The organism is Actinoplanes sp. NPDC026619, from assembly GCF_040638295.1.
Lineage (GTDB): Bacteria > Actinomycetota > Actinomycetes > Mycobacteriales > Micromonosporaceae > Actinoplanes.
In genome coordinates this window covers 1-23789 of sequence record NZ_JBEZYA010000059.1, presented here as the reverse complement: position 1 = coordinate 23789, position 23789 = coordinate 1, and the positions used below count along the sequence as shown (strand labels likewise).

Annotated in this window: 24 protein-coding genes and 2 pseudogenes; 11 read left to right on the top strand and 15 right to left on the bottom strand. The window is 70.6% G+C overall.

Annotated elements, in window-relative coordinates:
- The 3 genes from AB0E90_RS50920 to AB0E90_RS50910 form a co-directional block, all read left to right on the top strand.
- A partial coding sequence (locus AB0E90_RS50920; RefSeq protein ID WP_360420989.1) for a (Fe-S)-binding protein occupies positions 1–306 on the top strand: 306 nt, incomplete at its 5' end.
- Positions 307–351: 45 nt separating this feature from the next.
- Positions 352–1482 carry an acyl-CoA dehydrogenase family protein gene (locus AB0E90_RS50915; RefSeq protein WP_360420987.1) on the top strand — a complete coding sequence of 377 codons (1131 nt, stop codon included), beginning with the start codon at positions 352–354 and terminating at the stop codon, positions 1480–1482.
- The gene (locus AB0E90_RS50910) at positions 1479–2729 is read left to right on the top strand and encodes an acyl-CoA dehydrogenase family protein (RefSeq protein ID WP_360420985.1); all 1251 of its coding nucleotides are present in this window, start codon (positions 1479–1481) and stop codon (positions 2727–2729) included. Before AB0E90_RS50915 ends, AB0E90_RS50910 begins: the two co-directional genes overlap by 4 nt.
- Positions 2730–2812: 83 nt before the next feature.
- On the opposite strand, the gene AB0E90_RS50905 is transcribed toward AB0E90_RS50910, so the two are convergent.
- From AB0E90_RS50905 to AB0E90_RS50870, 8 genes are all read right to left on the bottom strand, one after another.
- On the bottom strand, positions 2813–3583 hold the full coding sequence (locus tag AB0E90_RS50905; protein ID WP_360420983.1) for a MerR family transcriptional regulator: 771 nt from the start codon (positions 3581–3583) through the stop codon (positions 2813–2815).
- 14 nt (positions 3584–3597) lie between these two features.
- A complete protein-coding gene (locus AB0E90_RS50900; RefSeq protein ID WP_360420981.1) occupies positions 3598–4359 on the bottom strand; it encodes an ABC transporter permease in 762 nt (253 codons plus the stop codon).
- Positions 4356–5153 (bottom strand): ABC transporter ATP-binding protein, encoded by a 798-nt coding sequence (locus AB0E90_RS50895; protein WP_360420979.1) that lies wholly within the window; start codon positions 5151–5153, stop codon positions 4356–4358. The genes AB0E90_RS50900 and AB0E90_RS50895 overlap by 4 nt, the downstream gene beginning before the upstream one ends.
- Before the next feature lie 170 nt (positions 5154–5323).
- A complete protein-coding gene (locus AB0E90_RS50890; protein ID WP_360420991.1) occupies positions 5324–5629 on the bottom strand; it encodes a hypothetical protein in 306 nt (101 codons plus the stop codon).
- A 52-nt stretch (positions 5630–5681) separates the two neighbouring features.
- Entirely contained in the window at positions 5682–5954 is a 273-nt protein-coding gene (locus AB0E90_RS50885; RefSeq protein WP_360420977.1) for a DUF4235 domain-containing protein, read from the bottom strand.
- Complete coding sequence (locus AB0E90_RS50880) at positions 5951–6310, bottom strand: DUF3618 domain-containing protein (RefSeq protein ID WP_360420975.1); 360 nt, start codon at positions 6308–6310, stop codon at positions 5951–5953. The genes AB0E90_RS50885 and AB0E90_RS50880 overlap by 4 nt, the downstream gene beginning before the upstream one ends.
- Positions 6307–6726, bottom strand: a complete 420-nt coding sequence (locus tag AB0E90_RS50875; RefSeq protein WP_360420973.1) for a phage holin family protein — start codon at positions 6724–6726, stop codon at positions 6307–6309. Before AB0E90_RS50875 ends, AB0E90_RS50880 begins: the two co-directional genes overlap by 4 nt.
- A gap of 17 nt (positions 6727–6743) precedes the next feature.
- Positions 6744–7793 carry a YihY/virulence factor BrkB family protein gene (locus AB0E90_RS50870; RefSeq protein ID WP_360420971.1) on the bottom strand — a complete coding sequence of 350 codons (1050 nt, stop codon included), beginning with the start codon at positions 7791–7793 and terminating at the stop codon, positions 6744–6746.
- Between the two features lie 205 nt (positions 7794–7998).
- On the opposite strand from AB0E90_RS50870, the gene AB0E90_RS50865 reads away from it, so the two are divergent.
- Positions 7999–8763, top strand: a complete 765-nt coding sequence (locus AB0E90_RS50865) for a TetR/AcrR family transcriptional regulator C-terminal domain-containing protein (protein ID WP_360420969.1) — start codon at positions 7999–8001, stop codon at positions 8761–8763.
- A gap of 117 nt (positions 8764–8880) precedes the next feature.
- On the opposite strand, the gene AB0E90_RS50860 is transcribed toward AB0E90_RS50865, so the two are convergent.
- Positions 8881–9555: a DUF6766 family protein gene (locus AB0E90_RS50860; protein ID WP_360420967.1), complete on the bottom strand. Its 675-nt coding sequence runs from the start codon at positions 9553–9555 to the stop codon at positions 8881–8883.
- Complete coding sequence (locus AB0E90_RS50855; RefSeq protein WP_360420965.1) at positions 9552–10043, bottom strand: hypothetical protein; 492 nt, start codon at positions 10041–10043, stop codon at positions 9552–9554. The genes AB0E90_RS50860 and AB0E90_RS50855 overlap by 4 nt, the downstream gene beginning before the upstream one ends.
- A gap of 351 nt (positions 10044–10394) precedes the next feature.
- On the opposite strand from AB0E90_RS50855, the gene AB0E90_RS50850 reads away from it, so the two are divergent.
- Complete coding sequence (locus AB0E90_RS50850; protein WP_360420963.1) at positions 10395–11543, top strand: glutathione-independent formaldehyde dehydrogenase; 1149 nt, start codon at positions 10395–10397, stop codon at positions 11541–11543.
- A gap of 44 nt (positions 11544–11587) precedes the next feature.
- Here the strand turns inward: AB0E90_RS50850 and AB0E90_RS50845 are convergent, their stop codons facing one another.
- The 3 genes from AB0E90_RS50845 to AB0E90_RS50835 are packed head-to-tail and all read right to left on the bottom strand — an operon-like array spanning position 11588 to position 14765.
- Positions 11588–12337, bottom strand: a complete 750-nt coding sequence (locus AB0E90_RS50845; RefSeq protein WP_360420961.1) for an IclR family transcriptional regulator — start codon at positions 12335–12337, stop codon at positions 11588–11590.
- A gap of 41 nt (positions 12338–12378) precedes the next feature.
- Positions 12379–14013: a thiamine pyrophosphate-binding protein gene (locus tag AB0E90_RS50840; RefSeq protein WP_360420959.1), complete on the bottom strand. Its 1635-nt coding sequence runs from the start codon at positions 14011–14013 to the stop codon at positions 12379–12381.
- An 11-nt stretch (positions 14014–14024) separates the two neighbouring features.
- Positions 14025–14765: an SDR family NAD(P)-dependent oxidoreductase gene (locus AB0E90_RS50835; RefSeq protein WP_360420957.1), complete on the bottom strand. Its 741-nt coding sequence runs from the start codon at positions 14763–14765 to the stop codon at positions 14025–14027.
- 133 nt (positions 14766–14898) lie between these two features.
- Here AB0E90_RS50835 and AB0E90_RS50830 point away from each other — a divergent pair, with 133 nt between their 5' ends.
- Genes AB0E90_RS50830 through AB0E90_RS50820 form a run of 3 tightly spaced genes read left to right on the top strand, consistent with a single transcriptional unit; the run spans position 14899 to position 18520 of the window.
- The gene (locus AB0E90_RS50830; protein ID WP_360420955.1) at positions 14899–15900 is read left to right on the top strand and encodes an ABC transporter permease; all 1002 of its coding nucleotides are present in this window, start codon (positions 14899–14901) and stop codon (positions 15898–15900) included.
- Between the two features lie 45 nt (positions 15901–15945).
- Positions 15946–17004: a substrate-binding domain-containing protein gene (locus tag AB0E90_RS50825; RefSeq protein WP_360420954.1), complete on the top strand. Its 1059-nt coding sequence runs from the start codon at positions 15946–15948 to the stop codon at positions 17002–17004.
- Position 17005: 1 nt separating this feature from the next.
- A complete protein-coding gene (locus AB0E90_RS50820; RefSeq protein WP_360420952.1) occupies positions 17006–18520 on the top strand; it encodes a sugar ABC transporter ATP-binding protein in 1515 nt (504 codons plus the stop codon).
- 17 nt (positions 18521–18537) lie between these two features.
- On the opposite strand, the gene AB0E90_RS50815 is transcribed toward AB0E90_RS50820, so the two are convergent.
- Positions 18538–19374, bottom strand: coding sequence for an alpha/beta hydrolase (locus tag AB0E90_RS50815; RefSeq protein ID WP_360420950.1), 837 nt, complete (start codon positions 19372–19374; stop codon positions 18538–18540).
- Between the two features lie 177 nt (positions 19375–19551).
- On the opposite strand from AB0E90_RS50815, the gene AB0E90_RS50810 reads away from it, so the two are divergent.
- Positions 19552–22245: an AAA family ATPase gene (locus AB0E90_RS50810; protein ID WP_360420948.1), complete on the top strand. Its 2694-nt coding sequence runs from the start codon at positions 19552–19554 to the stop codon at positions 22243–22245.
- A 419-nt stretch (positions 22246–22664) separates the two neighbouring features.
- On the top strand, positions 22665–22997 hold the full coding sequence (locus AB0E90_RS50805; RefSeq protein WP_360420946.1) for an STAS domain-containing protein: 333 nt from the start codon (positions 22665–22667) through the stop codon (positions 22995–22997).
- Between the two features lie 6 nt (positions 22998–23003).
- Here AB0E90_RS50805 and AB0E90_RS50800 read toward each other — a convergent pair.
- A pseudogene (locus AB0E90_RS50800) lies at positions 23004–23450 on the bottom strand (chlorophyllase); the annotation flags it as partial.
- Between AB0E90_RS50800 and AB0E90_RS50795 the strand changes: the two are divergent.
- Positions 23438–23674 (top strand): annotated as a pseudogene (locus AB0E90_RS50795) (TetR family transcriptional regulator); the annotation flags it as partial. The pseudogenes AB0E90_RS50800 and AB0E90_RS50795 sit on opposite strands and share 13 nt — an antisense overlap.
- Between the last annotated feature and the right edge of the window lie 115 nt (positions 23675–23789).

Sequence of the window (23789 nt, the reverse complement as noted above, 5' to 3'; positions counted from 1 at the left end):
GTGCTCGGGGAGGCCGTGGGCAACCTCGTCGAGATGCCGCGCAGCCGGGAGCGGTCCTTCTGCTGCGGCGCCGGCGGCGCACGCATGTGGATGGAGGAGAAGATCGGCAAGCGGATCAACATCGAGCGGACCGAGGAGGCCCTGGCCACCGGTGCGAAGACGATCGCGGTCGGCTGCCCGTTCTGCTCCACGATGGTCGGGGACGGCGTCACCGCCAAGGGCCAGCAGGACAACGTCGAGGTCGTCGACGTGGCCACCGTCCTGCTTCGGTCGATCACGCCCATGGACACCACCGAGGTTGTGTGACTATTCTAAAAATCTCGAACTAAAACACGGCATTCAGGAGGGGACGTGCAGCTCAGGCTTAATGAAGATCAGGAGCTGTTCCGCCGTACGGTCCGTCAGTTCCTCGAGCGCGAGGCCCCGCTGACCACCGTACGGCAGCTCACTGACGACCCGGCCGGCTTCGATCGCGGCTGGTGGCGCAAGGGCGCGGAACTCGGCTGGACGTCGATGCTCGTGCCGGAGAAGCACGGCGGCGGCAACCTCTCCGGCGAGGGCCTGCGCGACCTCGCCATCGTGGCCGAGGAGATGGGCCGGCTCGTGTCGCCGGGCCCGCTCCTGCCGACCAGCGTGGTGCTCGGCGCCATCGCCGAGGCGACCACCGTCGAGGCCCACAGCGAGGCCATCGAGCGGTTGCTCACCGGAGACGCCGTCGCCGCCTGGTGCGCCCCCGCGCCGGGCGCCGCGATCGCCGTCACGGCCCGCCCCGACGGCGACGGCTACCGCCTCGACGGCGTGGCCGAGCCGGTCGAAGCGGGTGGTGAGGCCGACTACCTGCTGGTCACCGCGCGCACTGACGGCGGGCTGTCGCAGTTCCTGGTGCCCGCCGGCGCCGGCGGCCTGCGGCGGGACCGCCTCGACGGACTCGACCTCGTCCGCCGGTTCGCCCGCCTCACCTTCGATGGTGTCCAGGTCGGACAGTCCGATCTGGTCGGCTCGCCGGACGCCGCGGCGGAGGCGGCCGAGCACCAGCTTCAGACCGCGCTCGTGCTCCAGGCGGCCGAGACCGCCGGCGCCATCGAGCGGGTGCTCGACTTCACCATCGGATGGGCCTTCGACCGTTACTCCTTCGGCCGGCCGCTCGCCTCGTACCAGGCGCTCAAGCACCGCTTCGCCGACATGAAGATGTGGGTCGAGGCCTGTCACGCCACCACCACCGCGGCGGCGCTGGCCGTCCAGCAGCGCACGCCGGACGCGGTCGAGCTGGTCAGTGTGGCCAAGGCGTACATCGGCGACCGGGCCACCGAGATCGTGCAGGACTGCGTGCAGATGCATGGCGGCATCGGCGTCACCTGGGAGCACGACCTCCACCTCTACCTGCGCCGGGTGACCACCAACCGGGTCATCTACGGCACCCCCAACGACCACCGCCGGCGAGTGGCGGACCTGCTCGAGGCTGCGGACGGGAGCGCGAAATGAGCGAGGACCTGCAGGCGTTCCGGCTCCGGGCCCGGGAATGGCTCGCCGCCACCATGCCCCGGGCCGAGGCGTCGGCCGACGACGGACCGGGCGACGGACGCGACGACGAGGCCTGGGTCCGGGCCCGCGAACTGCAGCGGATCCTCTACGACGGCGGCTTCGCCGGCCTCTGCTACCCCCAGGAGTACGGCGGTCAGGGCCTCACGCCCGCGCACCAGCGGGTGTTCAACGAGGAGGCGGTCGGCTACGAGATGCCGCTGCTGCTCAACGTCCCGACCTTCTCGATCTGTGCCCCGGCCATTCTCGACTTCGGCACCGAGGAGCAGAAACGGCAGCACCTGCCGGCCGTGATCCGCGGCGACGAGGTGCTGGTCCAGTTCCTCTCCGAGCCCCGCGGCGGCTCCGACCTGGCCGGCGCCATCACCCGCGGCACCCGCGACGGCGAGGTGTTCATGCTCAACGGATCGAAGATCTGGAGCTCCAACGCGTACGCCGCGGATTACGGCCTCTGCCTGGTCCGCACCGACTGGGACGCCCCGAAGCACCGCGGCCTGACCATGCTCATCGTCAAGGTGCACCAGCCCGGTGTCGAGATCCGGCGCATCAAGCAGGTCAACGGCAACATGGAGTTCTGCCAGGAGTTCTTCGACGACGTGCCGGTCCCGGCGAGCGACGTGCTCGGCGAGGAGAACGGCGGCTGGGCAGTGGCCTCCCGGCTGCTGTTCCACGAGCGCACCGCGGTCGGTGGCGGCTCGCCGTACGTGAGCGGGCCGCCCGGTGTCGAGCGCAGCGGCGAGGCCGAACCTGACCTGCTCGAGCTGGCCCGCGCCGGCGACCGGCTCACCGATCCGGTGGTCCGCGAGCTGATCGGCGAGTCGCAGGTCCTCGAGCGGGTCGCCGACCAACTCGCGGTGCGGGTGACCGACGGCATCAGCGCGGGGGAGCTGCCCGACGCGGCGGCCTCCCTGTTGCGCCTGTTCATGGCGACCAGCAACGTACGCCGTACCCAGATCGGCCTGGAGGTGGCCGGCCCGCGTGCCGCCGCCTGGCCGCCGTCCGATTTCCGCGACGGCGGCTCCTACGGGGTCAACTTCCTGTTCCGGCAGGGCGCCAGCCTCGGCGGTGGCAGCAGCGAGATGTCCCGCAACCTGATCAGCGAGCGCCTGCTCAACATGCCGCGCGAGTACGCCGCCGACCGCGACGTCCCGTTCAGCCAGGTACGCCAGAGCAAGACCCCGGCGCGCTGAGCCCACGGGCGGGGTGGTGACTCGAAACGAGTCGCCACCCCGCCCGGCATCCGCGAGCGTTCCCGGAAGGGATCGCCCGACCCTCACTTCTCGAGCCGCCGCATCCGGGTCCAGCCGTCCCAGCCGCGTTCGCGCATCAGGTCGCGCAGCCGCTCGGCCCGCCCGTCGGCCACGTCGGCGAGATCGTCCAGCAGAGCGAACGACGTATCGTCCCGGCTCGCCTCGTCGAACTCGAGCGTGCCGGCGGCCTCCGCCTCCTCCGCGAACTCGACCATGATGTCGACAACCTCCGCCACGAGCGGGTCGTCGGTCCCCTCGGTCTCCAAGAGCTGCGACAGCGCTCGGTAGAGCCGGACCACCCGGGGGTCCTCGAGCTGAGCCATCTTGTCCGGCATCCACTCGAGCACCTTGCCGGGCCAGCGGGCCGCGATCAGGATCCACCCGTCCCGCTCGCCCGCCATCATCCGCTCGGAGGTCCCGATCTCCCGGAGCCGGTCGAGATAGGCGACCACCGGCGGCGGGAGGATCAGGCTGTCCCCGGCGGTGAGCTGCGCGACCCGCTTACGGCTGGCCGCCAGCCGGTCGATCTCGTCGCTCAGGTGGGTATCGATCCGTTCCACCGTCTCGGCGAAGGTCGCGGGGTCGGCCTCGAGCATCCGGCCGATCTGCGACAGCGGCACACCGGCCTCGGCCAGCGTGCGGATCTTGATCAGCGACACCACGGCCGGCGCGCCGTACCGCCGGTAGCCGGAGGCGTCGCGTCCGGGCTCGGGCAGCAGCCCGATCTGGTGGTAATGCCGGACCGCCCGCACCGTGACGCCGGCGTAGGCGGCCAGTTGCCCGATCGTGAGCATGCTCTGATCCTGGCTCAGCCGATGCGGCGGCGATAGGTGATCCCGGCGAAGGTGACGGCGACGACGAGCAGGCCCACACACCAGGCGAGCGCGGTCCAGATGCCGGTGCCGACCGGCTGCTCGGTGAACAGCGCCCGCAGGGTGTTGACGATGGAGGTCACCGGCTGGTTCTCGGCGAAGGCTCGGACCGGACCGGGCATGGACGCGGTGGGCACGAAGGCCGAGCTGACGAACGGCAGGAAGATCAGCGGGTACGCGAACGCGCTCGCCCCGTCCACGGAGCTCGCGGTGAGCCCGGGGATCACCGCGAGCCAGGTCAGCGCCAGGGTGAACAGCACCAGGATGCCGGCGACGGCGAGCCACCCGAGCACACCCGCCCCGGAGCGAAATCCCATCGCCAGGGCGACCAGCAGGACCACCACGAGCGAGATCAGGTTGGCGACCAGCGAGGTCAGGACATGCGCCCACAGTACGGCGGACCGGGCGATCGGCATGGACTGGAACCGTTCGAAGATGCCGCCCTGCAGATCGAGAAAGAGCCGGTAGGCAGTGTAGGAGATGCCCGAGGCGATCGTGATGATCAGGATGCCGGGCAGCAGGTAGTTCACGTACTCGCCGGTCCCGGCCTGGATCGCGCCGCCGAGGACGTAGACGAACAGCAGCAGCATCGCGATCGGGGTGATCACCGTGGTGATGATGGTGTCGGGGCTGCGGGCTATGTGGCGCAGCGAACGGCCCAGCAGCACAGTGGTGTCGCCGAGGAAGTGCCTGTTCATCGCTGCTCTCCGCTCTTGGCCGTGCCGACCAGGGTGAGGAAGACGTCCTCGAGGGTGGGCTGCTTCTCGACGTACTCGACCTTCGCGGGAGGCAGGAGCCGCTTGAGCTCGTCGAGGGTGCCGTTCACCAGGATCCGGCCGTCATGCAGGATCGCTATCCGGTCGGCGAGCTGCTCGGCCTCGTCGAGGTACTGGGTGGTGAGCAGCACGGTCGTGCCGCCCCGGGCGAGTTCCCGGACCGCTCGCCACACCTCGAGACGTGCCTCCGGGTCCAGCCCGGTGGTCGGCTCGTCGAGGAAAATGACCGGCGGATCGCCGATCAGGCTCATCGCGATGTCGAGCCGGCGGCGCATGCCACCGGAGTAGGTCGCCACCCGGCGGGCGCCCGCGTCGGTCAGCGAGAAGCGCCGCAACAGGTCGTCCGCGATCGCGCCCGGGCCCTTGAGGTGCCGCAGCCGGGCGACCAGGATGAGGTTCTCCCGCCCGGTGAGGATCTCGTCGACCGCCGCGAACTGCCCGGTGAGGCTGATCGACGCCCGGACCTCGGCGGCCTGCGACGCGACGTCGAGCCCGTTGACCTCCGCGCTTCCGGCGTCGGCCTTGAGCAGAGTGGACAGGATCTTCACCAGGGTGGTCTTGCCTGCCCCGTTCGAGCCGAGCAGAGCGAAGATGCTGCCCCGGGCCACGTCGATGTCCACCCCGCGCAGCACCGTCAGCTGCTTGAACGATTTCTCCAGCCCCCGCACGTGTATCGCGGCCCGGCCGGCCGGATCGGTTGTCGGTGGAATGCTCATGCCGGTGAGCATGGCGGGTTGACGCAACGTCAGGGTCAAGGTCTCGGCCCGGTGCTCAGCGGGCGAAGTGCAGTCTGCTGAGCGCGAGGAGCCGCTGCCGGGTGGCAAGTGTCCGGGCCGGGCGAGACCTCGCCCGGCCCGGATTCAGGCGGCTTCCCTGCTGGGTCGAACTACGTCAGCGGGTCGACCGTCGTGGTTGTGCCCGGGAGGGTTGCCTTGGGCTGCCGTCGCGAAGGCCGGGGAACCGGCCTGGGGGACGGGACGGTCGCGTGCGTGTCCGGCAGTGCCGCGTCGGTGCTCGGCGCTGCCGTCTCGATCGCGGTGTCGAGCAGTGCTTTGGCCTTCTGCTGCGCCTGGGTCACCGTGGGATGGTTTTGTGCTTTGCGGGCCGTGGCGACGATCTGTTCGTACTTTTCGCGGCCGGCGCGGCTGCCGAGCACATATCCCACTGCCAGCCCGGCCGCGAACTTGATCACCTTCACCGTTTCTCCTTGTCGTCGCAGTTGAGGGGGTTGTCGTTGAGCACGCTCAGCCCGGCCATCGGCCGGTGGTCTTGCGTACGGCGGTGGCGCCGGTCCGGTCGACTGCCGCTTTGACGGCGGCGAAGATCGCGCCCTGGATCGCGGCCGCGAGCAGAATTTCTGTCCAGCTGCGGTCTTCGTCCGTCGCGTTCGGTGCGTCGTCGTCGTGCCCGGCGATCTTCCACACCTGTTTGAAGATCAGACTGGAGATGAGACCGGCGCCGGCGCCGAGCAGCAGGCCGACCGGCTTGTAGGCGATCTTCACTGCCTTGCCGCTCATGAGCGCCTCCGGCGGGCCACGACGATGAGCAGCACGACGATGGCTGCGGCGGCGGCGCCGATGGCGGCCGGCGGCAGGGGCCGGCGCACGGGGGCGGGCAGATCAGAGTCGGCGAGCTGCTGTTTCGCCGCCGACACCCGGTCGGCTGCCGCACCGGCCGCCTGAGCTGCCTGGTCCTTCACCTCGGTCAGTTTCTGCCGCGCCTGCCCGGCGGCGTCGCCGGCCGCCTGCTTGGCGCGGGCCTTGACGTCGGTTTTGGCGGCGAGTTCCTGGACGGTCTCGCCCAGCTCGGCGCGGGTCTGGTCGATCTCGGCGCGCAGCTGCTGCGGATCGGTGGGGGTGTCGGGGTTGCTCATGCCGAGCGTCCTTCCCGTGCGGCGTTCTTGACGGTTTGCACATCGGCCTGGGTGCTCGCGATCGCGTCCTTCGGCACCGGCGGCACCGCCGCGGCGAGCTTCTGCTTTCCCAGCAGGGCCGCGACGCCGGCCGCCGCGAACACGACCACCATCACGACCAGCACGGCCAGCCACAGCGGCCACGCCAGATCGAGCAGCACCACCGCGAGGACCAGCAGCAGGCCCAGCCCGTACAGGGCGAGCGCGGCCGCCCCGCCGAACAGGCCGCCGCCGAGCCCCGCGCGTTTGCCCTTCTCGGTCAGTTCCAGCTTGGCCAGCGCCAGTTCGTCACGCACCAGCGTCGAGATCTGCGCGGCGGCCTGGCTGACCAGATCCGACGTGGACGCCGGCACCTCCCGGTGAATACCTTCCGTCATCGTGCTCACTCCCTTGGTCAGTTGGTGCTGAGGCCCTGCTCGCTGCCCTTTTTGATCTTGCGGTCGTCACGCAGTTCGAGGAACGGCTCGTCGGTCGGGTCGTGGCCGGCGGCGATGGCGCGGCCGCGTTCCAGTTCGGCGTCCAGTTCGGCGCCGAGCAGGATCGCGATGTTGGTGATCCACAGCCAGACGAGGAAGGCGATGATGCCGCCGACGGCCCCGTACGTCTTGTTGTAGTTGGCGAAGTTGGCCAGGTAGATCGCGAAGCCGATGGATGCCGCGATCCAGAGCAGGACGGCGAAGATGCCGCCCGGGCTGACCCACCGGAATCCGCCGGTCTTGGCGTTCGGCGAGGCCCAGTAGAGGATCGCGAACATCAGGCTGACCAGCATCAGCAGCACCGGCCATTTGGCGATGTCCCAGGTAGTCACCGCGGCGGAGCCGAGTCCGATCTTGTCGCCGACGATCTTCGCGAGGTCGCCGGTGAAGATCACGATCGCGGCCGAGACGACCAGCATCACGCCGACCACGGCGGTGACGCCGACCCGGATGGGCAGCGTCTTCCAGATCGGCCGGCCCTCGGGGACGTCGTAGACCGCGTTGGAGGCGCGCATGAACGCCGCGGTGTACCCGGAGGCGGACCAGAACGCGACCACGATCCCGATGATCGCGGCGAATCCGGCCTTGCCCGTGTCCTGCACCTGGCTCAGCACGGTGTCGACCAGCTTCTGCATCTCCGGGTTGGGGGCGAGCTGGTGCACCGCGTCCTTGACCGTCTCCTGCCCGTTGCCGCTGAGCATGCCGAGCAGGGACACGATGACCAGCAGGCCCGGGAAGACGGACAGCACGCCGTAGTAGGTCAGCGCGGCCGCCCAGTCGGAGAGGTTGTCCTGCGAGTACTGCTTGAAGGTGCGCTTCAGCGCCGCGAACAGCCCCTTGCCCTTCAGCTCCGTCGGGCTGTCCGGGCCGGCATCGTGGCCCGGCGCGGACAGGTCGTACGGCTTGTCGTCACCGGTCCTCGTGGTGGCCACGGCCTCGCTGCGGCCGTGTTCATGATCGGTACTCACGTATCGCCTCCTGCATAGACCGGGTGTCCGCTGAATCCCCATCGGAACGAATTCCTAATCCTTTCCGGCGAACTTCTGACTGCCGTTGTTTATGTGCTAAATGGTTATCCGAGAACGATTCACGTTAAGCCGGGTGATCAGCGCGGCAGATTTATGGGAGGCTTGCGAGGTATGTGAATGCCCCCTCGGGCGGCTTGGAGGCGTGATGTCAGATCCGGACACTCCGCAGGCGCGCGGCGACGCGGCCTCCGTGATCCCGGCCGCACCGCCCGGCTCCGGCCGCAGCGGACTGAATCAGCAGCGCATCATCGGCGCCGCCGTGCGGTACATCGACGAGAACGGCCTGCGCATGCTGACCATGCAACGGCTGGGCGCCTACCTCGGCGTCGAGGGCATGGCTCTCTACCGGTACGTTCCGGGTCGCGAAGCGCTGCTGGACGGGGTGGTCGACGCGGTCGTCGACGAACTTTTCAACGACCCCGACGTGCACCTGCAGGCCCATGCCGGCTGGGTCGACTACCTGCAACGCCTGGCCCACGGCCTGCGCCGGATCGCCCTGGCCCACCCCGAGGTCTTCCCGCTGGTCGCCACCCGCCCGCCGGCCGCGCCCTGGGTGCGCCCACCGCTGCGCAGCCTGCGCTGGATCGAATCCATGCTCGAAGTGATGACCGAGGCCGGGTTCTCCGACGAGAACGCCGCCGCCGTCTACCGCGCCTTCAGCAGCTTCCTGCTCGGCCACCTGTTGCTCGAGGTGTCCTCGCACGGCGTGGAGACCGGGCCGGTCGAAGAACCCGACGTGGCCCCGACCGAGGACCTCAGCAAATACCCTCTCCTGCAACGCCTGGAGCCACACCTGTCCTTGGACGTCGCCGCCCAGGACTTCGAGGAAGCCCTCGAGGCACTCCTCGACCGCATCGCCCTGCTCCTGCCTCGCCGCCGTCGCCCGACCCGCCTGACCGACGACAAATGACCGTTCCGGCCAGGCTGAAAAGGCAGATAGCCAACCCGTTTATGCCCTAAACGCACCGGTCGGCGGCCCACGACAGAATCTTCTGAGGTGGGGATCGCGTAGCCGCGGAACTCGGCGTCAGCCCTCGATGCCGGTGGCCTCGTGGGCGGTGCCGACCGGCTTCGATTGCGACGAGCCGCGTTGCCGGAGGTAGATGGCGAGGACGGCCATGGACGCGACGGCGAGCAGTTCGGATTGCCAGTTCTGCAGGGTGCGGTTCCAGAAGTCGGGTTCGGTGAGGTAGGTGCCCCACGAGACCGGGTCCTGCCGGTCGGCGAGTTGCTTCTCGTCGAAGGCGGCCACCCCGGCGATCGACTGCGCCAGCCAGGAGCCGAGGAAGATCAGCCCCATCACGATCCCTAGCGAGTTGGAGAACAGCGTCAGTCGCCAGCCCCGCGTCTTCGCCCATCGGGGTGAGCGCTCATCGGCGTACTCACCGACCTTTTGATCTTGGTCTGATTCCAGGCCCGGTTTGTCGAGGCTCTTGGACTCGGGTGAGCCTTTCTGCAGCAGCCAGACGGTGAAGAAGATGTAGAGGGAGAACTGCAGGTACTCGGACTGCCAGTTCTCCGCGACGTCGGCGCCGAAGCTTGCCGAGGTCACGTAGCGCCAGAACGACACGTCCGGCAGGCCGTCGGTGAGCTGTTGCTGGTTGAAGTCGGCGTGCCCGGCGACGGCCTCGGCGACCAGCACGATCAGGAACAGGGTGCCGAACACCAGGCCGAGCGAGTTCTGCCGCAGGAACTGTTTCATCGGTGCAACACCCCCAGGCCGACGATGAACGCCAGGCCGACGCCCACGCAGAGCAGCAGTAATACGAACAGCGTGCGCATGTCAGCTCCCCTGCAAGGTGCAGTCGTAGGGGCGGTCACCCTGCGCGGTGTGCAGCCGGCCGCGACGACCCGCCACCCGCCCGGGAAGGCGGCGAGAAACAGGGTGTCGCTGGTCAGGTGGACCTGGGCCCATTGCCCGTAGACCGAGGTCTTGCCCATCTCGCCGGGCTCGGGCAGGTCCTCGTCGAGGATCACCTCCCGGCACGGCTTCGTCTCGGACTGCTCCAGCTCGGCCACGGTGTCCGGAGCCAGCGCTGCGCAGGCGGCGTCACCGTTGCCCGCTCCCACGTTGCGCAGGAAGTCCGTGGCCGTCGAGCCGGCCGTCGCGGCGCGGTCACTGACCGAGGCGCACCCGGACAGGGCGACGGCCGAGGCCAGCAGGCATCCGGCGAGTCGACGTCGATTCACGGCAGCGGTATGCCCACCGGCCAGCCGAAACATGCCACCGGTGTGATCCGCAATTCGGGCCACGTTCACCGTCGCCGGGCACGACCGCGGGTGTGGCGTGGCTGGGGGCTTCGGGCCCGACTGGTCGTAGTCGAGTTTGCCCATGGCCTCGCCCACCCAGTACGTCGAGGCGGCCGCGGGCACGGTGAACCCGACGTCGTTGAGCGCCTGGAACACCTCGGCGGTGACGTGGTGGGCGCCGTCCTCGTGATCAAGGTTTTCCCCTGGCCGGAGAGTGAAACGGGGCGTGATCCCGCCGATTCGGGGTAGCTGGGTCTGGCGAACGAATGTCGAATCATCGGAGGTCAGTTCATGAAGGCCGTCGTCTACCGGGGCCCGCGCCAGGTTGCTGTCGAGGAGCGCCCCGACCCCACGATCCAGCACCCGGGCGACGCGATCGTGCGCATCACCACGACCAACATCTGTGGTTCCGACCTGCACATGTACGAGGGCCGCACCTCGGTCGAGGAGGGCAAGGTCCTCGGCCACGAGAACATGGGGATCGTCGAGGCCGTCGGTAGCGCGCTGACCCGGATCAAGGTCGGCGACCGCGTCTCGGTGCCGTTCAACATCGCCTGCGGGACGTGCCGCAACTGCATCTCCGGCTGGACCAGTTTCTGCCTGCGCACGAATCCGACCGAGGGGATGGACGGCGCCGCCTACGGCTACGCCAACATGGGCCCGTACGACGGTGGCCAGGCCGAGTTCCTGCGCGTGCCGTACGCCGACTTCAACCTGCTGGAGCTGCCGGCGGGGCAGGAGCACGAGAACGACTTCACCATGCTGTCGGACATCTTCCCGACCGGCTGGCACGGCACCGAACTCGCCCGCATGCAGCCCGGCGACCGGGTGGTCGTCTACGGCGCCGGCCCGGTCGGCCTGCTGGCCGCGCACAGCGCAATGATCAAAGGCGCTTCGCAGGTGTACGTCGTGGACAGGGAGAAGGACCGCCTCGACCTGGCCGGCAAAATCGGGGCTACCCCGGTCGACTTCAGCAAGGGCGACCCGGTCGAGCAGCTGATGGACGCCACCGGCGGCCACGGCGCCGACTGCGGTGTCGAGGCGGTCGGCTACCAGGCCCACGACCCGAGCGGCGAGGAGCACCCCGAACTGGTGCTGGACAACCTGATCAAGTCGGTCCGCTCGACTGGCGGCATCGGCGTGGTCGGCGTGTACGTGCCGGAGGACCCGGGAGCGAGCAGCGACGCGGCCAAGCGGGGCCGGATCGGTTTCGACTACGGCACGTTCTTCGCCAAGGGCCAGCACATGGGCACCGGCCAGGCCCCGGTGATGCGTTACAACCGCCACTTGCGGGATCTGATCATCGCCGGCCGGGCGCAGCCGTCGTTCCTGGTCTCGCACGAGCTGTCGCTGGACGAGGCGGTCGAGGGTTACGACCGTTTCGACAAGCGCGAGGCCGGCTGGACCAAGGTCCTGCTCCGCCCGGGCCGGACCGCCTGAGCGCGCCGCAGAGGTAGCCGGCCTCGTGGCGTGGAGCCGCGCGGTCAGCCGCGCGCCAGTTCCCGGGACAACGCCCGGGTGGCGGTCCGGACCGCCGGTGCCCACCGTTCCAGGTCCAGGTGCTTCGTCCAGCCGGTGATCGAGATCGCGGCGATCACCGCATGGCGGTGGTCGAAGATCGGGGCGGCCACGGCCGAGATCCCGATCTCCGCCTCCTCCCGGTTGATCCCGTACCCCCGCTCGAACGCCCGGCCGACGTCCTCGCGCAGCAGGCCGGGCAGGACGATGGTCCACGGAGTCAGCCGGGCGAGTCCGGCGGCGCACATCCGGTGCAGCCGGTCCGCGGAGCCGTAGGCCAGGAATACCTTCCCGGTCGCGGTGCAGTGGGCCGGCAGCCGGCCGCCGACCCGGGACACGATCGGAGTCGACCGGCGCCCGTTCACCTTCTCCAGGAACAGCGTCTCGGTGCCGGACGGCACCGCCAGGTGCACGTTCTCGTGGGTGGCCTCGTAGAGGTCCTCCAGGTACGGCAGCGCCGCCTCACGCAGTTCGCGATGACGCGGTACCCGCTGGCCGAGCACGAACAGGCCGATGCCCAGCCGATAACCACGGCTGGTCCGTTCCACTCCGCCCCAGGCGACCAGCTCGGCGAGCAGCCGGTGTGCGGTCGCTTTCGGCAGGCCGGTGCGCTCGACGAGCACGCTGAGCGGCAGGTCCGCGTCGCCGTCGCGGAAGGCGTCGAGCAGGCACAGGCCCCGGGCGAGTACGGATTTGGGCACCTCGGGCGAGGACATGCCCAGATCGTGACGTTCGAACGGGCCGCAGGCAAGGGCGGTCAGGAATCGATCGGGATCGCGGGGGAGTGGCCGCGGACCGGCACCTCGACCAGCAGCGGTTCGCGCCGGTCGGCGGCGACCACGTCGCGCAGCGTGCCGGCGTCGGAGATCCGGGTGTACCCGAGGCCGAAGAGCTGCGCCGCGGCCTGCCAGTTCAGGCCGGGCAGATCCAGGCCGACGTATTCGCCGAGCCGCGCCGAGCGCCCTTTCATCCCGTCCAGGGTGTCCTTCAGGGTGCGGTACTCGCCGTTGTTGACGACCACGAAGGTCACCGGCACCCGGTAGCGGGCGGCGCTCCACAGCCCCTGCAGGCCGAACAGGGCGGACCCGTCGCCGAGCACCGCCACGACCGGCCGGGCGGGGTCGCCGAGCCGCGTGCCCACGGCGGCGCCGATGCCCCAGCCGAGGCCGCCGCCGACGGTGTGCACGTAGGACCCGGGCCGGTCCAGCCGCAGGACGGAGCGCAGCGCGATGCCGGCGGTGATGGCCTCCTCGACGACCACCGCGCCGGCCGGCAGTCCGGCGGCGACCGCATGCATCGCCGCCAGCGGATCCAGCGGGGCCGGGCCGTAGCGGTCCAGCGCCTCGGCGTCCCGGTGGGCGCGTTCCGACGCCGTCCGGGCAGCTACCGTCGCCTGCCGGGCGGAGTGGTCGGGCAACAGTGCGGCCAGCGCGGCCAGCGTCGGGCCGAGCGCGCCGACCAGGCCGGCGGCGACCGGGAAGTTACGGCCGGGCTCGGCCGGGTCCACGTCGATCTGCACCACGGCGGCGCCTTCGGGAATCGCCGGGCCGGGCGTGTAGTGGTGCGGCATGAACGCGTGGCAACCGACGACCAGGATCACGTCGTACGGCTGCAAGGCGGCGCGGATCGCCGCGTTGCGCGGCGGCAGCATGCCCAGGTGCAGCGGATGGTTGCCGGGGAAGTCGACGCCGTCGTGCATCGGCTGGTGGAAGACGGGGGCGCCGAGGCGTTCGGCGAGGACGACCAGCTCCGGCACGGCGCCGTCGCGACCGACCCCGTCACCGGCCACGATCACCGGGGCCGAGGCGCCGGCGAGCAGGGACCGCGCCCGATCGAGGTCGACGGCGGGCCCCGGTCCGGCCAGGACCGACCGCTCCGGCACGGTAATCGGCTGCTCCTCCTCCAGCAGGTCCATCGGCACCGACACGAACACCGGTCCGGACGGCGCGCGCACCGCCTCGGCGAATGCCCGGCGCAGCACCACCGGCAGGTCGTACGAGTGCTGGACGTCGACCGCGGACTTGACCACCGGCCGGGCCAGCCCGACCAGGTCGCCGGAGAGCATCGGGTCCTGGATCAGGTGCCGCCGGTCCTGCTGGCCGGCGAGGACCACCAGCGGAGTCCGCGAACGGGACGCGTTGAGCAGACCGATCAACCCGTTGGCGAGTCCAGCCGCCACATGCAGGCTGACGAACGCGGGCCGGGCGGTGGCCCGGGCGTACCCGTCGGCCATCGCGACCACCGACGCCTCCTGCAGACCGAGGATGTACGACAGATCGGGGGCCCCGGCCAGCGCGTCGAGAAACGGCAGCTCGGTGGTGCCGGGATTGCCGAACACGTGCCGTACGCCTTCGTCGCGGAGAATCGCCAGCAATGCGTCCACCGGTTTCATCGGCTGATCTCCTAATGCCGGGCCGACCCGCCGTCGACGTTGATCGTCTGGCCGGTGAGGAAACCGCTGCCTTCGGCGCAGACGTAGAGCAGGGTGGAGATCAGATCGTCCGGTCGCCCGGTGCGCGGTACGGCCTGCAGCGCCCGGACCCGGGCGAAGCCGCCGCCGGCTCCGGTGGTCGCCTCGGCGGTTTCCGTCGCGAGCAGGCCGGGCGCGATCGCGTTCACGGTGACGCCGTCGGAGCCGACCGCGGTCGCGAGCGCCCGGGTGAACCCGACCAGCCCGGCCTTGGAGGTGGTGTAGGCGACGAGCTCGGGTGGCCCGAGGAACACCACCGCCGACACGATGTTCACCACCCGGCCCCAGCCCGCGGCCCGCAGGTGGGGCAGCGCGGCGCGGGTGACCAGGAAAGGTCCGTCGAGGTTCAGCCGCATGACCCGCTGCCAGTCGGCCAGCGTGGTCTTCTCGAACTCGATCGGCGGATAGATGCCGGCGTTGTTCACGACGATGTGGAGGCCACCGAACCGGGCGGCCGTCGCGTTGACGGCGCGCTGAACGGCGTCCTCGTCGGTGACGTCGGCGAGCAGGCCCAGGAAGCTGCCGCCGGCTGCCTCGATCCGTTCCCGGGTCGGCGACATGTCGGCGATGTCCAGGCCGGCCACCGGATGGCCGGCCCCGGCCAGCGCGACGGCGAATTCCTGACCCAGCCCACGAGCGGCACCGGTGACAAGGGCGATCCGCTGGGCTGGCATCACCGCAGCGTCCGCTCGGTCCGGTACCGGAATCAAGCGCGGCGTCTCACTCACCGGAACGCCGTCCTTGTGACGCCGGCGGGACGAGACGACTCTGCTGGCACCGCACCCGCGGCACCGGGGTCAGGAGGCGATGATGTCGACCGAAGCGCCACCTGCGACACCGGAGCGGCGGGCGACCCGGCGCCGCCGTCGCCGATGGCTGCTGCTGGAAGAGGGCGGCGTGCTCGCCGTACTCGTCGTGCTGGTTGTGGTGGTGGGCGGCTTCCGGCACGACTTCCTCGACTCCGGCAACCTGCTGGAGATCGCCCGGCAGTCCTCCTACATCGGCATCCTGGCGATCGGCATGGTGTTCGCGCTGGCCATGCGCGAGGTCGATCTGTCGGTCGGCGGCACCTACGCGCTCGCCATCGTGGCCGGCGCCCTGCTGATCAAGGAAGGGCTCGATCCGTGGCTCGCCGCTTTCCTCGCGGTGCTGCTGGGCGGTGTGCTCGGTTTCGGCAACGGGGTTTTCACGACGTACGTGCGGGTGCCGTCGTTCATCGCGACGCTCGGCACCCTTTCCCTCTACCGGGGCCTGGCGCTGGCGCTCAGCCACGGCCAGCAGGTGGGCGGCCTCGACCAGGACCATCCCTTGTTCCAGGTGATCGGCGGCAAGATTCTCGGCCTGCCCGGCGCGGTCTGGGCGCTGCTGGTGTGCGCAGCCGTGATGACCGTCGTCTTCACCCGTACCCGCTTCGGCGCCCAGGTGCGGGCCGTGGGCTCGAACCCGGAGGCCGCCGCGTTCACCGGGATCCCGGTGAACCGGGTCCGCATCGTCGCGCTCACCGTGACCGGCCTGCTCGCCGGCATCTCCGGCGTACTCGCCATGTCGTTCTTCGTCGCCGGTGACCCGACCGTCGGACAGGGCTACGAACTGATGGCCATCGCCGCCGCGATCATCGGCGGCACGCCGTTGCGCGGGGGCACCGGCTCGGTGCCGGGTGCCGCACTCGGCTCCCTGATTCTCAGCGTCGTCGCCGCCGGGCTGGTCTTCTTCAGCGTCCCGATCAACTGGACGACGTTCGCGACCGGAGCCGTGATCCTGGTGGCCGTCGCGCTCGACAGCGGCCTGCGGGCTGTCCGCCACCGCTGATTCCCCCTCTTGGCTGAATTCCCCTCTTGACGGAAGGACCAACCGATGGACCGCCCGCTCCGTCTCCTCGCCGTGCTGCCTCTGGTCGCCGCGCTTGGCCTCGCCTCCTGCGGAGACGATTCCGGCGGCGGCACCGCGGACACCAAGAAGATGTCGTTCGTGGTCGCCAACATCAGCCTCAACTTCGCGCTGGAGATGGCCAACGGCGGAAAGTACGCCGCGGAGGAGGTCGGCGGCATCGACCTGAAGGTGGTCGGGCCGGCGACCACCGACGGCCCGCAAGAGGTCCAGATGTTCCAGAACGCGACCACCACCAACCGGGACGGCGCGGTGGTCGAGAACCTCGCTCCGGACCTGTTCACCCGGCCGTACGCGCAGGCGGTGGCGCGCGGCATCCCGGTCGTCGCCCTGGACACCGTGCCGCTGAAAGGCAGCGACGTCGAGCTGTATGTCGGCAACGACAATTTCGAGCTGGGCACCCAGCTCGCCGAGGAGGCGATCAAGAAACTGCCGGCCGGCGCCAGGGGCACGGTGGTGGTGGGCGTGCCCAACCCCGGAGTGCCGGTGCTCGACCAGCGGGTCAAGGGCATCAAGGACACCTTTGCCAAGAAGCTCCCCGGCATCGTGATCAAAGGTCCGTTCCAGACGTTCAGCGACCCGGGCCAGAGTTATAACGCCTGGTCGTCACAAGTGCGGGCCAACTCGGGCGCGCTCGCGTTCCTAGGGGTGGGCGACGCCGACAGCTACTCGCTGGCACGGCTGAAGCGGGAGACCCGCGGCACCTGGCTGTCCGGCGGGTTCGACCTGGACGCCAAGACGCTGGAAGCGGTCAAGGACGGCACGAACTTCGCCACCATCTCCCCGGAGCACTACCTCAAGGGGTACGTGGCGATGCGGCTGCTCGCCGAGTCCGTCACGAAGGGCGCCGACCTGCCGCAGGGCTGGTTCTACACACCCGGGCTGGTGGTCGACAGCGGCAACATCGACGCGATCATCACCCGCCAGCAGTCCGACGCGACCCGCCGCCAGGGCATCGCCGCGGACGCGGGCAAGCTGTTCGCGAACCCCGGCGCCTACCTCAAACCGCTCGCGGACGCACGGTGACATGCTCCTCGCCACGGACATCACCAAGCGGTACGGCGGGGTGACCGCGCTGGCCGGCGCGGGCCTGCGGCTGGCGCCGGGGGAGGTGCACGCCCTGCTGGGCGAGAACGGCGCCGGCAAGTCCACCCTCGTCAAGATTCTGACCGGCGTCGTCGCCCCCGAAGCCGGTTCGCTCACCGTGGACGGCAACGAGGTACGACTGACCGGCCCCGCCGACGCCCGCCGGCACGGCATCGCCGTCGTCTTCCAGGAACTGAGCCTGTTCGGCGACCTGGACGTGCTGGCCAACCTGTTCGTGACCACCGAGCCCACCCGGGCCGGCCTGATCGACCGGGCCGCGATGGCCCGGCGGGCCCGGCCGGTCCTGGCCGAACTGGGCCTGGACGACATCCCGCTCGGCACCCGCGCCGCCGACCTCGACCTCGGTCGCCGCCAACTGCTGGAGATCTGCCGGGCGCTGCTGGGCAATCCGCAGACGGTGATCCTCGACGAGCCCACGTCGGCGCTTCCGGCGACCGCCGTCGCGCGACTGCACGCGGTGATCCGCCGGATCGCCGCCCGTGGTGTGGCCGTGCTCTACGTGTCGCACTTCCTGGAGGAGGTGGCGGCGATCGCCGACCGGGTCACCATCCTGCGCGACGGCCGGAATGTGCGCAGCGCCGTGCCGGCGGCTCGGCTCACCGTCGCCGAGATGGTCACGGCGATGCTGGGCGACGCCAGCCCCGAGACGCCGGATCGCGTGCCCGCGACGGCGCGCGGCACCGCCGCGGCGCAGCGGCGGGTCGAGCTGTCGAATGTCACCGTCACCGACCGCCTGCACGACGTGTCGCTGACCGCGCGGGCCGGCGAAGTCGTCGGCCTCGCCGGGCTGCAGGGCGCCGGTCACGCGACGGTGCTGGACATCCTCTGGGGCCGCGCGGTGCCGGTCGGCGGCCGGGTGCGCCTGCCCGACGGCGGGGGCCGGCCGCGGAACACCGCCGAGGCGGTCCGGCGCCGGACCGCGTTCGTGCCCGGCGACCGCAAGGGCCTCGGCCTGATGCTCGACGCCACGGTCGCCGAGAACATCAGCAGCGTCGCGTGGCTGGCGCGTCGCGACGGCGGAACTCTGCTCCGGCGTACGGAAGCCGCCGCGATGGCCCGCCGGCACATCGCCGGCCTTCGGATCAAGGCCGGGCCCGACGATCTGGTCGGTTCGCTGTCCGGCGGCAACCAGCAGAAGGTCGTGTTCGCCAAGTGGCTGCAGGCCGACCCCGAGCTGATCCTGCTCGACGATCCCACCCGCGGCGTCGACGTCGGGGTGAAGGCGGAGATGCACCAGATCATCCGGTCCCTGGCCGCGGCCGGGAAGATCGTGCTGATGTGCTCGACCGACCCGGCCGAACTCGCGGCCGTCTGCGACCGGGTCCTGACCTTCCGGCGGGGACGGGCCGCGGGCGAACTGGCAGGCGACGGCCTGTCCGAGCACCTGCTGCTGAATGCCGTCAACGCCGGCGCGCAACGGGATGCCCGGGAGTGACGCGAGCGCCCGATCGTTCAGACGAAGCGCTGGATGAATTGCCGGGCGGTGCCGGCGACCTCGCGCCAGCCGGCGTCGATGGTCAGGGCGTGGCCGCGGCCGGGAATCTTGACGATCTCGGTCAGGCCGGGGTTGTGCAGCTGCTGCTTGTAGGAGGCGTTGGCGATGGCCCACGGCACGGTGTGGTCGAATTCGCCGGCGACGACCAGCAGCGGTCCGCGGTCGGGGTTGGTGGTGTCGACCTTGGCCTCGGTCCACGGGTTGAAGTTGGCGGTGGCGGCCTGGAACAGCGGTGCGCCGGGGGCCGGGACGGCGTACGTCTGATAAAGCTCTTTGGCCTCTTCCTCGCCGACCGCGTTGCCGAACGCGTAGCGGAACTGTTCGTAGGTCAGCGGCACCGCCCGGTGCACGTTGGCCGGGTTGGTCAGCACCGGGGCCGAGGAGCGCAGCGCGGACAGCGGCAGCGGCAGCACGCCGCGGAACGGCGCGGGGCTGATCGCGACCGCCGCGGTGGCGAGGCCACGACCGGCCAGGATCTGGGTGAGCAGGCCGCCGAACGAGTGGCCGACGATGGCCGGGCGCCGGTCGAGCTTGCCGATCAGTCCGGCCAGGTGGTCGGCGATCTGACCGATGGTCTTGTTCGCGAGGATCTCGGGGTGGGCGTTGGCCTCGGCGACGGTGTCCGGGTCGTCAGGCCAGGAGAGGGCGACCGGCGCGTAACCGGCCTCGGCGAACAGTTCGGCCCACCGGTCCCAGCTGCTCTGCAGCAGCCAGAGTCCGTGGACGAAAACAACCGGCTGCAGACCGGCGGCGTTGGCCTGCTCGATCTGGGCGATGTCTGACGTGTTTTGCATGAACTCACGCTAGGAAGTCGACAGCTGTTTGAAACCCGACGACTGACTGCATTGTCTGAGGCCCGAGATGCAGTCAGCCGTCGGATGCACGCCCGCGCCGAGCTCCGGAGCTACGCTGTGCCGAGATGATCAACACGGCACCGGGAGCGACGGGAACCATGAACGGGCTGTGTACCGGTGACCGGTGAACCCGTCGGCCGGGGCCGCGAGCTGGCCATGATCACCGCCGCCCTCGCGCCCGAGTCACCCGAAGGACAGGCGCTGGTCCTGCTGGGCGACGCCGGGGTCGGCAAGACGCTGCTGCTGCAGGTCGTCGCCGAGCAGGCCAGAAGTCAGGGACGCAGGGTGTTCCGCAGCCGTGGCGACCGAGGCGAGATCGGCCTGCCGTTCGCTGCCCTGCACCAGCTCCTCGGGCCGGCGCTCGACCTCGCCGACGGCCTGGCCGATGCCCAGCGGTCGGCGGTGCGGGCAGCGTTCGGGCCGGCGGCCGGCGTGACTCAGCCGCCGGATGCGATGATGCTGCGCCTGGGGTTCCTCACCCTGGTGTCCCGGCTGGCCGACGACGGCCCGCTCCTGCTGCTCGCCGACGACCTGCAGTGGATGGACCCGGCCAGCCGCGACGTGCTCGCCTTCCTGGCCCGGCGGCTGGAGGGCGAACCGGTCTCGCTGCTCGCTGCTGCCCGCGGCGACCGGGTTCCGGCCGGCCTCCAGCGGGCGCTGCCCAGCCTGCGGATCGAACCCCTCAACCCGGCCGACAGCGCGTTGCTGCTGTCCCGCCAGCCGGTCGCGCTGCCCGAGCCGCTGCGGGCCCGGGTGCTGGAACAGTCGGCCGGCAACCCGCTGGCACTGGTCGAGCTGCCGCGTGTGATGACCGGGGACGGCCCGCCGGTCAGCCGCCGGATCGAGGACGCCTTCGCCGCCCAGCTGGCCGGCCTGCCCGAACCCACCCGGCGCGCACTGCTGACCGCCGCCGCGGCGGGCACCGCAGACCTCGCGACCATGATGGCCGCGCTCACCGAGCCGTACGAGGTGTGGGCGCCCGCCGAACGGGCCGGCCTGATCCGCCTGCACGACGGACGGCTGGAGTTCCGGCATCCGCTCGTCGCCTCCGCGGTCTACGGGGCCGCCCCGTACGCGGAACGCCGCGACGCCCACCTGAGTCTCGCCCGCGTCGAACCCGACAGCGACCGGCGCGCCACCCACCTCTCCGCCGCGGCCGTCGGCCCGGACGAACCGACCGCCGCCCTCCTCGAGGCAGCATCCGAGCGTGGACGGGTCCGTGGCGCCCTCGCCGAGGCCATCGCGGGCCTCGAACGGGCCGCCCAGCTCAGCCCCGATCCCCGCGAGCAAGGCCGCCGGCTCAGCGTCGCCGCCGTGGTCGCGATGGTCGCCGGCGACGTCGTCCAAGCCCAGGACCTGGCCGCCCAGGCCGCCACCCGCACCGACGACCCGGTGGGACAGGCCTGGCTCGACCAGCTCGCCGGAACCGCGGCCTCCATGACGCTGCGCATGGAGCAGGCGTTCGAGCAACTGCTACCCCCGTCACCCGGCCGCGTGCCAACCGGAGAGCAGGCGTTCTACCTGCTGACCGTCGCGGCCCACATCACCTACTACACCAACCGGCCGGACCACCACGAACGGCTGGCCGCCGCCTGCCCGCCGGCTCCCGGACCGTTGACCGTCTACCAGCAGTGGATCCGCTGGGTCCTGGATCCCTTCGGCCAAGCCGATGCCGCGCGCGAGCTGCTGCCCACGGCGATCGCCGCGCTGCGCGGTGACCCGGCCGAACAAACCCTGACCGCGACCCTGGCCATGCGTGTCGACGCCACCGAAACTGCGGTCAACCTGCTCGACGCCGTCGCCCACCCCGACCGCGCCGACGCGACCCGGGTCATGGCCGGCACCGCCGCGGCCGACCGGGCCTGGGCCCTGTTCGACGCCGGACGATGGCCGGAGGCCCGGATCGCCGCTTCCATCCTCGTCGAGGACTCCCGGCAGTCGCCCGCCCAGATCTCGGTCACCAACGCCCGGCTCGTGCTCGGTTCGCTGGCCGCCGCAGCGGGTGACACCGCCGAGGCCGACCGGCTGCTACCGCCGATCCTCAACCACAGCGTGGCCGCCCGGATCCAGGCGTTCACCGTCCGCGCCCGCTGGGCGCTCGGCCTGGCGGCGCTCGGCCGGCATGAGCACGAATCTGCGTACACGGCGCTGCGGCTGCTCTTCGACGACCACGGCGAGCCCGTCCACCCGCACCTGTGCTCGTACTACGTGGCGGACTTCGCGGTCGCGGCCGCCCGCACCGACCGACGCGAGGCCGGGCGCGCCGTCACCCAGCGGATCAGGCGGATCGCCGGCCAAGGGGCCTCCCCGCGGCTGCGGCAACTGCTGCACCGGGCCGACGCCCACCTCGTGCCACCGGCCGATGCCGAGGAACACTTCCGTGCCGCGCTCGGCCAGCCCGACGCGGACCGGTGGGCGTTCGAACACGCCATGGTCCGCCTCGAATACGGTGAATGGCTTCGCCGCCGGCGCCGGGTCGCCGACGCCCGGACCGAACTGATCCTGGCGGTGCAGATCTTCGACCGGCTGGCCGCGACCGTCTGGGCCGACCGCGGCCGAGAGGAACTCCGGGCCACCGGAGTCGCCGCCCCAGCCCCCGAACGCGACGCCCTCAGTGGATTCTCGCCCCGCACCCGACAGGTGCTGGGACTCGCCGCCCAGGGCCTGACCAACCCGCAGATCGCCGAACGGCTGTACCTGTCACCGCGAACCGTGAGTTCCCACCTCTACCGCAGCTTCCCCAAACTCGGCATCACCCTGCGCAGCCAGCTCCGCGACGTCCTCCCCGGAGACCTGAGAAACGACACCTGACCCGGTGCGCTGCCGGCTTCGGTTCCCTCCCGCCGAGCGCTCGGCCGGCCTCGTCCTGGGTTCCCGTCCAGCGGAAATCCCGCTGCCGTTGTGACCTGATCAGCGACTCGGCGCGGCACTTATCGGCTCGAATGCGCGTAGCCTGAACCAGTCGCTCGGGACCCCGGTGGCTGTCTGTCTCGCCACCACAATCTTCGAGATTCCCACGAGCCGACCGGCACGGCCCGCCCATCACGCGGGATGCCGGGTCGCTTTGGTCGGCTCCGCCGCTGGTCCGGGCGCCGTCTGACTGAAGTGAGCCGTACCGTCTCGGCCGCGCGCTGGTCCGAGAGGCTTGGCTCCGGCTGGTTCGGCGCCTCGGCTCGCCGCCACTGCACGGCAGTCATTGCGACAGCGGACCATTACCCCAGGACACGATCATGACCACGCAGGACGCCGCCTTCGCCATCCTCAGCCGGCACACCACGACCGGTATTCAGCTCGCCGTCACCGGCGAGATCGACATGTACACCACCGGGCATCTCGATCGTGCCATCGCCGAGGCTCTGCGCACCGATGCGGGCGACCTTTCGGTCGACCTCGCCGCCACTACCTTCTGCGACTGCGCCGGCATCACCACCCTGCTCGCCGGTCGCCGCGACGCTCTCGCGGCCCACATCGGTTATCAGGTGAGCAACCCCACCGGCCTGCCGCTGAAGGTGCTGCAAACCGCGGGCGTGCACACCCTGCTCACCACCGCAGCCAGTTGTTAGCCATCGTTACTTGGACTCGGTTCGGCCGAGGGGAGCGGGGTCGTCGGCCAGGGCGTTCCGGGCGGTTGCCCAGCTGTCGTCCTCGATGCCCAGTGCGTGCCGCAGATACGCCCACGTCAGGTGCTGGATCAGGGCGACGCGTGCGGGGTGCGCGTCGGTCGTCTCCTGGACGTCGTAACCGGTGATGCCGCCGAGTGAGTGTTCCGCGCCGTACAGGGTGAGCAGGCTCTTGGGTCCTGGGCTCAGGTGGTAGGGCTCGGCCATCCAGTCCGGGCCGCGCACGGTCAGCTGGTATTTGCGCGGGATCTCGTCGTGGTCGCCGACGACCACGAGGGCCGGCGTGGTCAGGTGGGCGAAGGTCGGGTTCATATGGGGCATGTGCTCGGCGGCGAAGGGTGTCAGGTTGGCGCCGCCTTCGCCGGCCGTGGCCAGCAGCACGCCTGCAGTCCGACGACCCCTGCTACGACCCGCTGCACCAGTACTTCCTCGACAACCTCGAGCCGGTCTGCGCCGGTCTGCTCGCCGCCGCCGCCGATGGGGGAGAGATCCGTTCCGGTCAGGATGCGTACGAGCTGATGCGCGGTGTCGGAAGCATCTGCGCCGGCGCGGGCCATCCGCGTTACGACCCGCGCCACCTGGTCGAGGTGCTGGTCGCCGGGCTGGCGTCCGCCGCCTGAGAGATCGCCGCGGGGAGCGTTAACGCCAATGCCGCGTAGTTAGCGGTGGTGGCGGGGTGTCAAGCGGGTGTGTCGATGCGTATGGAACAGCGGAACTCCCGCTATAGAGGGGTTG